At 54.5% G+C, this 14,402-nt stretch carries 10 protein-coding genes; 9 read left to right on the plus strand and 1 reads right to left on the minus strand.

The features are described from left to right. The first annotated feature begins 8 nt into the window (after nucleotides 1-8). The 8 genes from ACNKIB_RS06385 (at nucleotide 9) to ACNKIB_RS06420 (ending at nucleotide 12,473) form a co-directional block, all read left to right on the plus strand. Nucleotides 9-1,910 carry a DUF4105 domain-containing protein gene (locus ACNKIB_RS06385; RefSeq protein ID WP_417909715.1) on the plus strand — a complete coding sequence of 634 codons (1,902 nt, stop codon included), beginning with the start codon at nucleotides 9-11 and terminating at the stop codon, nucleotides 1,908-1,910. A gap of 198 nt (nucleotides 1,911-2,108) precedes the next feature. Next, a complete protein-coding gene (locus ACNKIB_RS06390) occupies nucleotides 2,109-4,544 on the plus strand; it encodes a hypothetical protein (protein ID WP_417909716.1) in 2,436 nt (811 codons plus the stop codon). Continuing rightward, nucleotides 4,501-6,564, plus strand: a complete 2,064-nt coding sequence (locus tag ACNKIB_RS06395) for an HAD family hydrolase (protein WP_417909717.1) — start codon at nucleotides 4,501-4,503, stop codon at nucleotides 6,562-6,564. The genes ACNKIB_RS06390 and ACNKIB_RS06395 overlap by 44 nt, the downstream gene beginning before the upstream one ends. Nucleotides 6,565-6,879: 315 nt before the next feature. Beyond that, a complete protein-coding gene (locus tag ACNKIB_RS06400) occupies nucleotides 6,880-7,119 on the plus strand; it encodes a hypothetical protein (RefSeq protein WP_417909718.1) in 240 nt (79 codons plus the stop codon). After that, nucleotides 7,120-8,715 carry an acyltransferase family protein gene (locus ACNKIB_RS06405; RefSeq protein ID WP_417909719.1) on the plus strand — a complete coding sequence of 532 codons (1,596 nt, stop codon included), beginning with the start codon at nucleotides 7,120-7,122 and terminating at the stop codon, nucleotides 8,713-8,715. A 12-nt stretch (nucleotides 8,716-8,727) separates the two neighbouring features. Then, nucleotides 8,728-10,686: a hypothetical protein gene (locus ACNKIB_RS06410; protein ID WP_417909720.1), complete on the plus strand. Its 1,959-nt coding sequence runs from the start codon at nucleotides 8,728-8,730 to the stop codon at nucleotides 10,684-10,686. A gap of 24 nt (nucleotides 10,687-10,710) precedes the next feature. Beyond that, a complete protein-coding gene (locus ACNKIB_RS06415; RefSeq protein WP_417909721.1) occupies nucleotides 10,711-11,451 on the plus strand; it encodes a hypothetical protein in 741 nt (246 codons plus the stop codon). Then, complete coding sequence (locus ACNKIB_RS06420; protein ID WP_417909722.1) at nucleotides 11,448-12,473, plus strand: SGNH/GDSL hydrolase family protein; 1,026 nt, start codon at nucleotides 11,448-11,450, stop codon at nucleotides 12,471-12,473. The genes ACNKIB_RS06415 and ACNKIB_RS06420 overlap by 4 nt, the downstream gene beginning before the upstream one ends. A gap of 18 nt (nucleotides 12,474-12,491) precedes the next feature. Here the strand turns inward: ACNKIB_RS06420 and ACNKIB_RS06425 are convergent, their stop codons facing one another. Next, entirely contained in the window at nucleotides 12,492-13,169 is a 678-nt protein-coding gene (locus ACNKIB_RS06425) for an arginine N-succinyltransferase (protein ID WP_417909723.1), read from the minus strand. Nucleotides 13,170-13,268: 99 nt separating this feature from the next. Between ACNKIB_RS06425 and ACNKIB_RS06430 the strand changes: the two genes are divergently transcribed. Next, nucleotides 13,269-14,066 carry an NERD domain-containing protein gene (locus tag ACNKIB_RS06430; protein ID WP_417909724.1) on the plus strand — a complete coding sequence of 266 codons (798 nt, stop codon included), beginning with the start codon at nucleotides 13,269-13,271 and terminating at the stop codon, nucleotides 14,064-14,066. Nucleotides 14,067-14,402 lie beyond the last annotated feature (336 nt).

The following is a 14,402-nucleotide window of genomic DNA, read 5'->3' on the forward strand; positions in this document are numbered from 1 at the left end:
AAGCAAACATGACTGAGGCAAGAGGTCTAACCAGTGCGCCTGCTGCTTTCAGGCTACTTCAGGTTGCTTGCCTTCTTTTCTGGATATTTTTCTGCTGTTGCCAAGCTGCTGTTGCCGGGCCGTTCAATCTCAGCGAAGCTCGAATAAAGCAGTTAGCCCAGCATCCAACTTGGTTGAAGCTGCTCCATTTTGATCGCGAAGGCAGGCAGAGCGAAATTTTGACCGCAGATTTCTTTCTCTCGCCTGCTGGCCAGCAAGATCCGCAGGCCGAACTGCTCGCTGATCTCGCGGCTTATGCCGCGCCTTGGCCAGAAAACGGCGACAGCCACGCCCGCTGCCGTTTTCCGGCCCGTTATTTCTGGTTAGCACAGCAAATTAACCTGCCCAACTACTCGCTTCGCAATTCCCAGTGCCCAACCTTTTCCCGCTGGTCGCTGCCGGACAAGGTGCAGTCCATCAGCCTTTTTCTCGTCAGCGGTTATCTCGGTAATCCGGCCTCGGTGTTTGGCCATTCCTTGCTCAAACTCAACACGGGTGCGCAGGACGACCAGGCTGGGATGTTTGATTTGACGGTCAGCTACGGTGCCTTGGTGCCGCAGGATGAACCAGTCTGGCGGTACATCCTGCGCGGCCTTGGTGGCGGCTATCAGGCCGGTTTCTCCGACCGCTATTTCTACACCCAGGACTTGGTTTACTCCCGCACCGAGTTTCGCGATATTTGGGACTACGAGCTGCTGCTTTCAGATGCGCAGCGCACCCTGCTGATCCTGCATCTCTGGGAGGTCTTGGGCAAGAAATTCACCTATTATTTCCTTGATAAGAACTGCGCCTTCCGGCTGTCCGAGCTGGTGGAGCTGGTGATTGACGAACCACTGCTGGGAAACGCGCGCGTTTGGTATGCGCCGACCGAAACCTTTCATCGCCTCGAAGACATCGACCAGGCAAGGAAGGCAGCAGGCCAGCCAGGTTTGATTAAGGCGGTGCGCTTTATTCCCTCGGCGCAGCGCAAACTGTATCATCAATTCAGCCTGCTCAAACCAGAAGAACAGGAGCTTGCGCAGGCAGTGATTCAGCAAGGGCCAGATGTCCTACATAAGCAGCTGGCCAGACTGAAGCAAGAACGGCAAGCGGAAGTCTTGGACACCCTGCTGGCCTACAGCAACTACCGCCTGACTGCCGAGCAGCCCTCGCCTAGCGCGGCGACCAAAGCAGCTAAAAACCAGTTGCTGCCTGCCCGCTTTCTCCTGCCGCCGAGTACCGAGCCTCTCAAGGAAGTTCCTGCGCTGGATTCGCCCGCTGCTGGCAATCGGCCCCTGCTTACCGGCTTCGGCTTGGGCTATGAAGAGGAGCGAGGCGGCTTTCTGCGCTTACATGGGGCAGCATTTGTGCAGGAGACTTTAGGCCGAAACGGTCTGGAAGGTGATGAACTGGCCATCTTGGATACCGCCATCGGTATGGGTGAGGAATTCTTTCTTGAGCAGCTTGATCTCATTAGAATCCGCAAGATCAAGACAGACTTCATGGCCACAGAAGAGGAGAATCCCTGGTCGTGGCAGCTGCGTACTGGGGTTGCGCAGGATGATGGCGACTACGATGCCGTCTTTGCTTTCGGCGCAGGCAGGGCCTGGCAACTCAGCCCGCAGTTTACCGCCTACGCCATGACTGATGCTGCCGCCCACAGCTTGGAGCCGTACCTTCGCCTGCGCCCGCATCTCGGTCTGCTCGCTGGCACAGGCGATTGCAAAGGCCGCCTGCTGGTCGGCCTGGAAAGCACTGACTATCAGGGCGACACGCAGCCGTTTGTCAGCGCAGAAATGCAGTGGGGACTCGCTCGCCAGACCTCTTTATTTATCGGCATCGAACAGGCAGAGAATGCGAAATTCTCTGCCGAGCTGAAGTGGTTCTGGTAGGTAGAAGGAGGAAAAAGAACGACAGGAACGGGCGGCGATTGCATCATAGCGGTTCTTCCGGTAAACTTGCCGCGTCTTCAGGCGGAGCAGTGCCGCCTGAGCGTGCGCTGTGAACCAAGACTTCGCAGATTCGGGAATACCCTTGAACATCTGCTGAACAAGTCAGCCCTTGTGGATCAACCCGAACCGGTCGCCTGCATGAATCTGCCAGAACCAACGCCCAAACTCCCCAACTCTGTCTATGGATACGTGGCCTTAGTCGCTCTGTCCACCCTGTTCTACGAGTTGAGTCTGATCCGGGTGCTGGACATCCTCTGGTATCCGCATTTTGCCTACATGGTCATTACCTTGGCCCTGCTCGGCTTTGGCATTGCTGGCGTAGCGACCTCGCTTTTTGCGCATCGCTTGGCCTGGATACCGCCGGTTGCCCTGGCCTTGACATTGACCTTAGCAGCCAGTTACATTGGTATCTTTGTGCTGCTCAGTCACTTCAAGGTCGATTTCGTCAACTTTGCCAGCATTGGCTCGCTGGCCTTGCGGGTCTTCTGCGCCTTCAGCGGCCTGCTGATTCCCTTCTTCCTCAGCGGTTTGATCCTCTCCCTGCTCTTCACGGAACATGCCGGACGCTTCGGCAAGCTTTACGCCTGGGATTTGGCTGGGGCCTCGCTCGGCTGCGTTTTGGTGCCTCTGCTGATTCCGTCTTTTGGTGGGCCAGGCCTGCTCTTTGCTGCTGCCGGGTTAACGCTGGCCGGAACCGCTTTCCTTATCAAGGAGAACAAGCTCCGGCTACCGCTCCTCCTGCTTGCTGCCCTTACCACTAGCTGGACTTTTCTCGGCAAAGGCGACAAGGATTATCTGGAAATCCCCTTTCACATGGACAAACGCGGCTTCATTTCCCTGACCGAGCAGCCGCCTCTGAAAACCGTCTGGGATCGCATCGCTCGCATTGATCTCATCCGTTACAGTGATAATTTCACCTGGATTGCCTATGATGGCGGCTCGCAGACCAGCTACTTTTATGATTTTGACGGTGATTATTGCAAGCTGCGGCAGGAGCTGCCAGAGAATGCTGTCCGTCATTTCTGGGATCGTTTCGTCTTTGCTTCGCATTGGCTCAAAGAGGGCACTGGAGCGAGGGTGCTCGTCATTGGTGCCGCAGGTGGCCAGGAGACCAAGGCGGCCCTAGCCTTTGGTGCCAGCGAGGTTGATGCCGTGGAAATGGTGGGTTCCGTACTGCGGCTGGGCAAGGAGAAATACGCAGTTGAACCCTACAACAACCCCAAGGTCCATGCTGTCCAAGGTGAAGGACGGAGCTTCCTGCGAGCCAGTAGCAAACCTTATGACATCATTCAGATGATGTCTAACCACACCTCGACCAGCATTGCCGCCGGTTCCGGCGCAGTCTCGCCCAACTACCTGCAAACGGTAGAAGCCTACCAGGAATACTTCAGCCATTTGAGTGCGAACGGATTACTGCATATCAATCATCATGTCTATCCCAAGATGCTGCTGATTGCCGCCAAGGCTTGGCAGGACTTGGGCCGAGAGAACTTTGCCCAGCATGTGCTACTGTATTACTCTGATGCCTGGGCCAATCTGCCTACCCTGTTGATTAAGATGTCACCGTGGACACGGCAGGAGTTTGACCGGGTGCATTCCCTGCTGGGTGGTCAGTTTAAGCTCATCCATAACCCACTGCTGGCACCGAAAGCAGAGAAAATCGCGCCTGGCTTCTTTACAGGACAGCTACCACCTGAGCTGGAGGCAGCCATTCCCTACCGCATAGAAGTCTCCACTGATAATCAACCCTTCTTCAACCACCTGCGCAAGCGGCTGGGGCCAGTATCCACTAAGGAACCCTATGTGGATAGAGCTGTCCGGGTGCTGCTCAATGATTCGATCAAGCACGGGGTGCCGATGGATGTGATCCACCTGCTTGTCACTGCCGGGGCAGCGTTGGCCCTGGCAGTTCTGTGCCTCTTTGGGCCGCTGTTCTTTTCGCAGGTTGGCAGAGATAAATGGCGCGGCAAACCTGCTTTTATCACCTACTTTGCCTGCCTCGGGGCAGGCTTCATTGCCATTGAGTTGATCTTCATCCAGTTCTTCCATAAGCTGGTTGGATATCCACTCTACACCTACGCTGCTGTTGTCTTTGCTTTTCTACTCGCAGCCGGTGCAGGCAGCTGGCTCTGCGATACCTTGGCTCTGCCCAAAAGACGCTTAGGCCGCTTCCTGCCCTTCATCGGTATTCCATTATATGGCACCTTCTTGGTATTGCTCCAAGAACCACTGCTGGATTTCTTCCTCCAGTGGTCAACAGCTCTCCGCATTCTGGCGACAGTCGTGCTGATTTTCCCGCTGGGCCTTTTCTTAGGGATGCCCTTTGCGATTGGCATTGCTGGTTCTTATCAGAAGGGCCGAGGCGCAGTGGGCTGGGCCTGGGCGATCAATGGTCTCTTTACTGTACTGGGGAGTGTGTTGAGTGTTGTCGCCGCGACGTATATTGGCTTTGTCTTAACTATCTACGCTTCCTTTCTGCTCTATATCTTCGCAGGACTCCTCCTGCCGCGTTTTGCCCTGCTCACACTTCATGAAGATCAACCAATATTACTCGATAGCCCAGCTGGTGCATGAAGGTCGTGCCCTGGCTGATGCCAGCATCGACACTGTTTCCTTTGATTTGTTCGACACCCTGCTAATCCGGCGTATCCATGATCCAGACATGGTTAAGCCAGCTGTTGCCCGCTATATCTGCAACCGGGCCGCTGGCATGGGTATCAGCAAGAGTTGGCCCTATATCCTTAAGCTGCGCAATACCTTTGAAAAGGAGCAGCGAGCAGCGACTGGCCAACGCTTCCCTGATCAAGAGGCCCGCTATCCTGACTACATGGGCCGGGTGGTCAACACCGTGTTTGGCGAAGCCGCTGACCACGAGATCCTGCTCCAGGAAATCACGGACTACGAGCTGTCCTTAGAGAATGCCGTCCTAGTGCCCCGCGCCGAGTTGGTGGCTTGGCTACGAGAGCTGAAAGAGCATGGCAAGCGGGTGCTGATCGTCTCGGATATCTACTTGCCAGCCAGCCATCTTGAGCGGCTGGTAGCACATGCTGGCTTCTTAGATCAGGTTGATGCTGTCATTTCTTCGGCAGATAGCTTCCGGGCTAAGGCTTCAGGTTGTGCCTTCCCGATGCTCCAGGAGCGATTCGCATTAGACTACGACCGCTGGCTGCATGTGGGGGATAATCCCATCTCTGATGGCCTGCGCCCGCAAGAGCATGGTATCAAGGCCCTCGTCCTGCGGGACGGCAGGGAGAAGCTGCGCAAATCGCTGGCCAAGCGTTACTGCAACTACTCCCTTGGCCAACACTTTTACCGGGGCCGAGCTGTGCAGCAGATTATGCTGCCGCTTGAAGCAGAGAACATCCCCCAGCACCCGCTGTATGTGAAAGGCTTCAATGTCTTTGCCCCGCTCTTCTCGGCCTTTATCCAGGGTATTGCTGAATACTGTCTGCATTCTGGAATCAAACGCATCTTTTTCTTCTCCCGTGAAGGTTGGCTCTTTGAGCAGATCTGGCATGAAGTGGCCCCTCGGATTTACGCGGGAGCTGTCTTGCCTAAAGTATCCTACCTCTACGTTAGCCGGATGGCCTTAGCCCCGGCCAGCTGCGCCTATGCTGGCCTGGATCGGGAACATGCGGACATCGTTTTCCTGCCAGCGGGCAATCGCGACTTCCGCGATGTCTGCCGGGTCTTTGGCTTACAGCCAGAACCCTTTGCCCCTTTTCTCGCCAAGCATGAGATCAACCAGGAAACCGTGCTGTCCCCGATTCATGAGGGCTTTATTCCTGAGAATCGCATTCGCTTCAATGAGATGTTGGAAGAGGAGGAGGGCTTTCAGGAAGAGGTACAGCGACAAACGCTGGCAGCCAGCAATGCCTTGAACTGCTATCTGGAAGAGCAAGGCTTTTTTGCCTATCCTGATGTCGCGCTGGTGGATATTGGTTGGTTGGGCACGATTCAACGCTTCCTGCACCGAGCTGTGGCGCATCGCCGCGATGCACCGCGTTGCCAAGGCTTGCTCTTTGGAGCCAGCCGGGGGCTTGCGTATCCAGAAACCCCACGTAATCAGATCAAGGGGCTGGTCTATGACCGAGATCGCTTTGATCTGGCTGCTTCAGCCCTGCTTGCCAATCTCGATCTGTTTGAGGAAATTTGCCGGGCACCGCATCCTACGCTCAATGCTTACCGCTTGGCTGATACGCCTCAAGATTATGAGCTGGTTTTCCGGCGCGACGATGACGCAGCTGCCCAAGCGGAAAAGGCCCACAGCGCGCATTTCCAGCCCCTGCAACAAGGGATCCTGGCAGGGGCGCGCCAATATGGCTATGCCAATGCCTTGCTCGGCTTTACCTTTGCCGAACTCCGGCCCTGGCTCAACTATCTCCTGCTTACCCGCCTTGCGTTCCCCAAGACGAGCGAGATCGAGGAAATCCGGCAGCAGCAGCACTTAGATGACTTTCACGGCCAGCATCAAAGCAAGATGCGCCCTGACCTGCGAAGGCTTTGGCAACGCTCCTCTTTCGCCCTGCGTTGGCGACCTTTCCTGCGCACCGAATTGTTCTTCCGGCAAATAAGAGAGCGGCTCAAGCAATAACTGAGCCTGCTGCCTCAAACATTTGTGCCCTTGCAACTCACTCGTACATGTGCGATAATCTCGTTCATCCCTAGAGAGGAAACTGACTCGAGCGAGATAAGCAAAGTGACTCGAGCGAATGAAGCAATCTCACTCGAGCGAGGTACTTTATCTCACACTATGGTGTGAGCTTAAGTCACACTACGGTGTAAGTGTGCCTCACACCATGGTGTGAGTGTGCTTCACACTACGGTGTGAGGCTGAGTCACACGATGGTGTGAGTTCAGGCCACCGGCTAGAGCTGTTGCCTATGAAGACAATTAAGCAGAACCTGCGATGAAAGAACAATACGTTACCGGCCCAAACTATGATTTAGGTGAGGGCGAGATCGGACGCATCGTCCACACGCTACTCTGTAATAAGGTCATCCCTTTGGGCAACCTGGGTTTTGGCGCAACGTTGAAAGGCCAGCTGGTCTTGCTGCTTTCGCACAGCTTGGGTGGGCTGCTCTTCCCCTTGCTCGTGCCCTTTGAAGATAAGCTCCATCAACTTTATCAGCGGATTAGAAAACGGTAAATGATGCACACCCGCAAGAATTTGCTGGCCTTTGCCGCAAGCATGCTGGTGTTTGCCGCTCTTTTTGCCGTCTGCAAGATTGAGCTGGCTGGGGCAGACTTTCTCGAAGTGCTGATCGAGCTGGATCACCGCGACCGTCTCCAGGTCTTTTATGCAGTTGGCGGCGGGGATTTCACTGAAACGAATTCGGTCTTCTCAGAAATGATTGAGCCAGGCCAGGTGCAAAAGGTGCGGATTCGCCTCCATCATGCTCCGGCAAGAAAACTGCGGCTTGATCTGGGTGAGCAACCTGGCACAGTGCAGCTGCACCAACTCACCGTAGCTGGTTCTTTTGCCGAAGATATCACTCTTCAGCCCACAGCCATATTCCGTTTATTCAAGAGCCAGGCGGCGAATACGGTTGTACAGCTCAAGCAGGATTGGTTAGAAGTACAAACCAGTGCCGATTCCTTTCTGGTGTGCACCAGCCCGCTTCTTACGCCGAAGCCGTTTCTGCTCTGGGGTCTCCCCCTGCTTTTCTCGCTTCTCTTCTTTCTCCTGATACAGCAGATCGAACTGGCCCAGCTTGCGCCTTTGGCGGATCTCCGCAGCAAGCAGCCGTCGCTCGGGGAAAACATTGCTGCCCTGGATGGCTTGCGGGGCCTAGCCATGCTGATGGTAGTGGCTGATCATACCTGGGGTTGGTTTTCGGGCGTAGGCCGCAGCGGGGTCTGGATTTTCATGAGCCTAAGTGGCTTCCTGCTGGCAAGACCGTTTGTCCGCCAGCCAGAACGGGCGTTGTCGCTATCCTGCTGGCAGCATTTCTTTCTCCGTCGCATGCAGCGGATTCTCCCTGTCTATTATGCCTATATCCTGGTGGTTTTCTTCTTACATGGCCGCCTGGATGAGGCGATGCTGCATTTCTTCTTCCTCAAAGGGAGCGGGCATCTCTGGGTTGTGCCCCAGGAGATGATCTTCTATTTACTCACTCCGCCGCTCATGCTGATCAGCCTGCTGCTGTTCCGCATTCGGCCTTGGCTGGTACTACCAGGGCTGCTGGTTTTGATCCTGCTGGCCAATCATTTTGCTGAGGCTGTGCAGCTGCATGGCGGCCTGCATGATGGGATTCCGCTCTACTTTGGGGTGTTCCTTGGCGGTGTGCTAGCGGCCTGGCTGCACAGTGCTTGGCAACAGCTCCAGCCTCATCTTCAGCAGCAAGCCAAACCCTGGGCTGCGGGCCTAGCTGGCCTGATCGTGCTGGTCTTTGTCCTTTTCTCGCATCAACGGAACTGGGGCGGCCATCGCTTCTTGGCTCTGCACTACTTTCCTTACTTTGCCGCTGCCGCTGCTGGGTTGATCTTGGCAGTGTTGGCGAGTGGGCAGACCTTGCCTGTGCGCTGGCTCTCCTGGACACCTTTGCGGGCAATCAGCTTAGTCTCATTCAGCATCTATCTCTGGCACCCGCTGCTCCTGGAAGTCATTCGTAAGGGCGCAGTGCAGTACTGTGGCAAGACGGTGGTCGGCTTCCCTTTCTTCCTCTCGACCTTACTGCTCAGTTATTGCTTTGCCTGCGGCACCTATACCTTGCTGGAACGACCTTTTCTCCACTCCTCCTGAATTCTTCTTTCTGTGACCATGCAGCTCGCCAGCCTGTTGCCCCATTTTGCTGCGGCCCAGCCTCTATACGGGCTGGGTCTGGACACAACCTTAGCTGAAGAGAAGGCCGCGCCACCCAAGCACTGGCTGTTCATCTTGATTTTATTCCTGCTCTTCAGTACAAGTTATTTTGTCCTGATCTTCAATAGGGCCTTGATTGAGCTGGAACTGGAGACAAACACTTGCACAGTCCTGAAATTCTACTGGCCAAACCAGCAGGGCAACTACAGTGAAAAGCACGTGGCCAAGTTACTGATTAAACCGAGTGAAAAGCACTATGCGGTGCGGGTCACAAATCTTTCTCAGCTTGATCACCTGCGCTTTGATCCAACAGAGAACAAGGCCGCGCAAATTACAGTTCGGCGCATTACTGTGCAGCAGAGCGGCTTTCCGCTCTATCAGTTGCACAGCCCTGCTGATTTTGCTGCACAGCTCCAAGTCATGGCTGATGTGGATAACCTGACGCTCTTGCCAGAAGGCGGGATCCAGCTTCAGATCAGCAAACCAGATGCGCAGCTCAAGCTGGCCCTGCCCCACATGGAACGGCATATCCCGTGGCTCAAAGAGCTGCAACATGGGCTGCTGATCCTGCTGCTGGCTGCTGGTTGCTATGGCTTATCCCGCCTCTTTGCGCAATGGCTGGACTTTATACCTGTGCTGGCAGTCTTTGTCCTGGCTTTGATCTTGGTTATGGCAGTCATCAGTGCCTATAACACCCATCCTGATGAATCTGTGCATGTCGCGGCCAGCGAGTATTACACCCAACACAACCTGCCACCCAAGATCGGAGATCCGGCCATTACCCATACCTACAGTGCATACGGGGTGTCGCGGCTGCATTCAGGTGAGATCTATTATCTCGTAGCTGGAAAATATCTGCGCTTCCTGAATCCGTTCCAATTAGAGCCGTACTTGGCCTTGCGCCTGTTGAATGTCTTTCTCTTCTTGGCCTTGCCCCTTTGCGCGTTCCGGCAGACAGCGTTTCGCAGCTTTCTCCTGGTGGTCTTGCTGTCTCCGCAAATCTGGTACATCTTCAGTTATGTGGATTCCGAGGGCCTGGCCCTGGTTATCTGCCTGTTCGCAGCCTATCAGCTGGCTGTGGTTGATTCCTCACTCAACTGTCTCCTGCGTGACGAACCAGCCAGGTATGGCTGGCTTACCTCGCTCTGGCTCGGCCTGCTTTTTGGCCTGCTCTTGTTACAGAAGCAGAACTTCTATTTCCTCTATGTCTTCTTCTTGCTCTATTTCCTGTGGCGGATCCGGGTTGCGCCGGTCGTCTGGAGTAAACGGATGCTGGCTCGCTTTATTACCATTATCATGACTGGCAGTCTGCTCATTACTGCTGTCCTGGTCACAGATGCTTGGATCAATGAGTTCCGCAAAGGGGAACTCACCTTGGCTGCTCGTGAGCAGTATGCAGAAACAATCTACAAGCCGAGCACCCCGCTGAAAGAGAAGCATCTGTATCTTCAGCTGCGGGACAGAGGCATTTCCTTGTGGCACATGCTGACAGTTGAACGCTGGGCAGGGAAATCCTTCCGCACCGCCTTTGGGGTCTATGGCTACACGCAGTATTCCGCTCCGTTTGTCTATTATGACTATGTACAGACCCTTGGCCTGCTGCTCTTGCTGACCTTGATCGTTTCTGTTGTCTGGCGCGGGGGTTGGGCTGGCTTGACGCTGCTTGGCATCGCAGGTGGCTGGACAGTGTTTTTCCTTGCGGGCCTAATTCATCACGCCTGGACTGTTGACTTCCAGGCGCAAGGCCGCTATTTGTTACCTATGGTGCCCATGCTCGCGATGCTGTATTATCACTGCCAACAGCTGGTGATAAGGCCGATCTTCTCAGGGGTATTCTTTCTTCTCTTTTTGCTTTCCGTGTATAACTTTGTCTTTGTTGGTCTGCATGACATTGGCAAGGTGGTTCTATAAGCTCTCTTTAGCTCAGGTGCAATTATGTTGGTAAAAAATACTCTCTTGCGGCTAGCAGTTCTCTCCGCTCTATGGGCTGCATCCTGCCAAGCAGGGCAGCAGGAATTGGTTTGGTCGCAGTCGGATGGTCTGCGCCATGAAATTTATCACAGCTCCAGCCAAGATGGCGTTTGGGCAGCACCGGAGAAACTGACCAACGACAACGCCAACAAGCTCCATCCAGCCTTTGCCATTGCTCCAGATAGCAGCAGATGGATCTTCTGGTCAGCAGTCAATCCAGACAGCATCTCGATCAGCTATATAGTGGGCCAAGACGGCAAGTGGTCAGAGCCAGTTAAATTGGAGATGCAAGATCTCAGCGCGGCCATTGCCCCTTCAGTCATGATTGACAAGACTGGCGTGGTTTGGCTGGTCTGGGCAGGCAATAACGGCGGCCAAGATGAGATCTACTGGACCCGGCATGCACATTCAGCCTGGCAAAAGCCGCAATTGATCAACAAGGCCAATCAGGTTCCTGACATTCGCCCGGAAATTGGCCACAATGAACAGGGTAAGCTGGAGGTACGCTGGGAAGGCTTCCGAGATGGCCACTATGTGCCTCTGCTTTCAACCTATACAGAGGGTAGTTGGTCTCTTGAGGAGGAGTTTGTGCAAGAAGAGGAGGAGCAGGAAGTAAAGCCTATCCTGCCTGAATTCGTGCCCAAAGATAGTCAATACGTGCTGCTGGATGTACCTATGGTAGGCAAGGAGGCCAACGCGAAATGAAACTCTATACCTGGCCGCTGTTCTGTGCCGGTCTGCTGCTCTGCTGGGTTGGTCAGGCAGAGAGCTTACCTGTGACCACTGCGCCTAAAGCTGCGAAGCCTGTTCCTAAAGCTGATGTGGTGCTCTGCTTTGGCGATTCTATTACAGCGGGGTATAAGAATAATAGAAAAATTGCCTATCCGACCTATTTGCAAGATCTGGTCGATTCAACCAAGAAATCTCTGGTGGTAATCAACGCTGGTAAAGGTGGCGAGAATACCTTTCAGGGCCTTTCCCGCTTTGACAAGGTCCTGGCCGATTCTCAGCCGAAGTACGTAATCATTATGGAAGGGGCAAACGATGTTGTAGAACGGCTTTCGCCGTCTGCCACCAGTTTTAACCTCCAAAACATGGCGCAAAAGGCCAAAGCAGCCGGGGCAGTGCCGATTATGTCCACTATTACCCCGAATTCTAACTCTGATTTTGCCCCAGAAAACTACAATCCCGAGATTGTCACTGCTGCGGCCAACGCTGGTTTCACCTTGGTGGACACCTATAGCCGGGTGATCACAGAGTGGAAGAATATCAACACGGATGGCCTACATCCAAACGCCAGGGGCGCGAAGATGATTGCCGAAGGCTTTGCCGAGCAGGTGCAAGGTATCAAGAAGAGCGAAGAAGAGGCCGCCAGTAGCAGCGGGGGCGGCGGCGGTTGTTTCATTGCCACGGCTGCCTACGGCACTGCTCTGCAACCGCAGGTAGTTCTACTGAAGAAATTCCGCGATCTGCGCCTGTTGACCAACGCGCCAGGCCAGGCCTTTGTCCAATGGTACTATGCGGTTTCACCACCCATTGCTGACTTCATTGCCCAGCATGAGTTGGCCCGACTCACCGTGCAGATCGCCTTACTGCCACTTCTCGCAACAGCCTGGCTCTTGGTTGAAGCCACGCTTTTCCAGCAGATCACCCTGCTGCTGGCCGCTCTTACTCTGCTGACGAGCGTCTGGATGAGGCGGCGAATTAACAGCAGCCAGAGACCATAATCAGCTGGCCAGGGCGAGCTATTCCTTGAGCTTGAGTAATAGCTCGCCCTCTCGCACCTGAATGCTTTCCACTCCCGCACCCAAGCTCTGCCAGAAACCGGGCTGGCCGCCAAACTCCTGCATCAGGTCAATGTTCTTCAACCCACCCAGCCAAGCATTGGGCAAGGGCACGCCCATCAGGGACACGCCTTTGAGAACCACCACAGGCCGCCCGTCCCGATAGGCCAATTCCGCGCCAGCCTTGATCCGCAGGGTTTTGCCTCCGAGCACCGGGAAATCAGGATCAAGGGGCAGGAGCAGACGGAGGCTGATTAGATTTTCGGCAAAATCCACAGCCATTTTTTCTGCCAGCTCCGTGTTGTTGGCTAGCAGGCTGTTGATCTCGCGCTCGTTAAAGATGATTTCCCGGCTGGCTCCTTGCTCTGAGTACGGTTCTGGCTGGAGTGGGCCGTTTTCTCGCTCCTCCACCTGCTGCGAACGAGCGGGAGCAGCAACCGTTTCCAGCTGGGTCAGCTTTTGCTCAAGCTGCTGTTCTTCCTGCTGGTCAAGAACGACTGGCTTGAGAGGCTGGGGAAAGAGCCAGATTTTGATCACCACGGCCACCGCAACCAGGGTGAGGAGCATCACAGCCAAGGCAACGGCCAGCAGTTGTTTCCATGAGAAGCCTTTTTCAGGTACAGGGGGAGGTGGAAGCATAGCAAGTTTCTCCGTGTTTTTTGCGCATGGTATTCAGGGAACGTCGTTGCGTCAATAAAGAAATCGCGGTTTTCTCTCAACCTCTACAGGAGCTGCCGCATGATTACGCATATTTCGCAGCTCACCCTTGAGCTGCTGCAAGTTTTTTGGTTGCTGCTGCCAGCCAGTGCGCTGGTCAAACTTCTCAAGTCGCGGCGGTTTAAAGGGTTCATGGGGGAAGTCCGGGTCAATCGGGCTATCCGGCGACACCTAGACCGCCGCGTTTATCACGCCTTCAGCAATGTCACCTTGCCGAGCAACAACGGCACAACCCAGATCGACCACGTATTGATCTCTCCGTATGGGATTTTTGTCCTGGAGACCAAGAACATGCAGGGTTTGATCTCAGGCAGTAAGCAGGAACGCAGCTGGACACAGCAGATTGACTCGCATGTGTGCAGTTTTCAGAACCCGCTGCATCAGAACTACAAACATACAAAGGCACTGCATGAGCTGTTAGGCGTGAGCGAGGCGCATATTTTCTCCTTGATCGTCTTTGTTGGCAATGGCACTTTCGCTACCGAGATGCCAGAGAACGTTGTCCAGGGCAGCAACGTAATTCAACTGATCAAGGCGCGGAACAAAAGGGTGTTTAACGCCGCCAAGATCGAGGCCATCCTCAGCGCACTCAAAACGGCCCAGCTCAAAAACAACTTCAGCACCAGAAGAAAGCATATCCGGCATGTGCAATCCTTAGTCAAGGACAAAGCAGAGCAAGCGCAGCTCTGTCCACTCTGTGGTCGCCCGATGGTACTGCGTGCGGCCAAGCAAGGCAAGAATGCAGGCCGAGCATTCTGGGGTTGCTCGGCCTTTCCACATTGTAGCGGGACAAGAAATGCGGCCCGCGACCGAATATAAAAGCCTGTTGGCCAGCTAACACTCGTTGGTAGCTCGCTAACAACCTTCTTTGGCTCGGCAACACAAGGTTGTTGCTTAACAGAAGAAGGTTCTTGCCGAGCAACAACTCTTTGTGGCTCGGCCACAACTCTTTCTGGCTTAACCAGAACCTTTTGTGGCCAAGCAAGAGAAGGTTCTGGCTCGGCAGAAGAAGGTTGTTAGCAAGCAAAAACTCTTTGTATCTCGGCAACAACCTTTTGTGGCTTAACAACAACCTTCTTCTGCTCGGCCAACACCTTTTGTTGTCGAGCAAGAACCTTCTTCTGCCTAGCCGCAGAGGGTTGTCAGGAGAGCGGA

The organism is Candidatus Electronema sp. PJ (assembly GCF_048287395.1).
Taxonomy (GTDB): domain Bacteria; phylum Desulfobacterota; class Desulfobulbia; order Desulfobulbales; family Desulfobulbaceae; genus Electronema.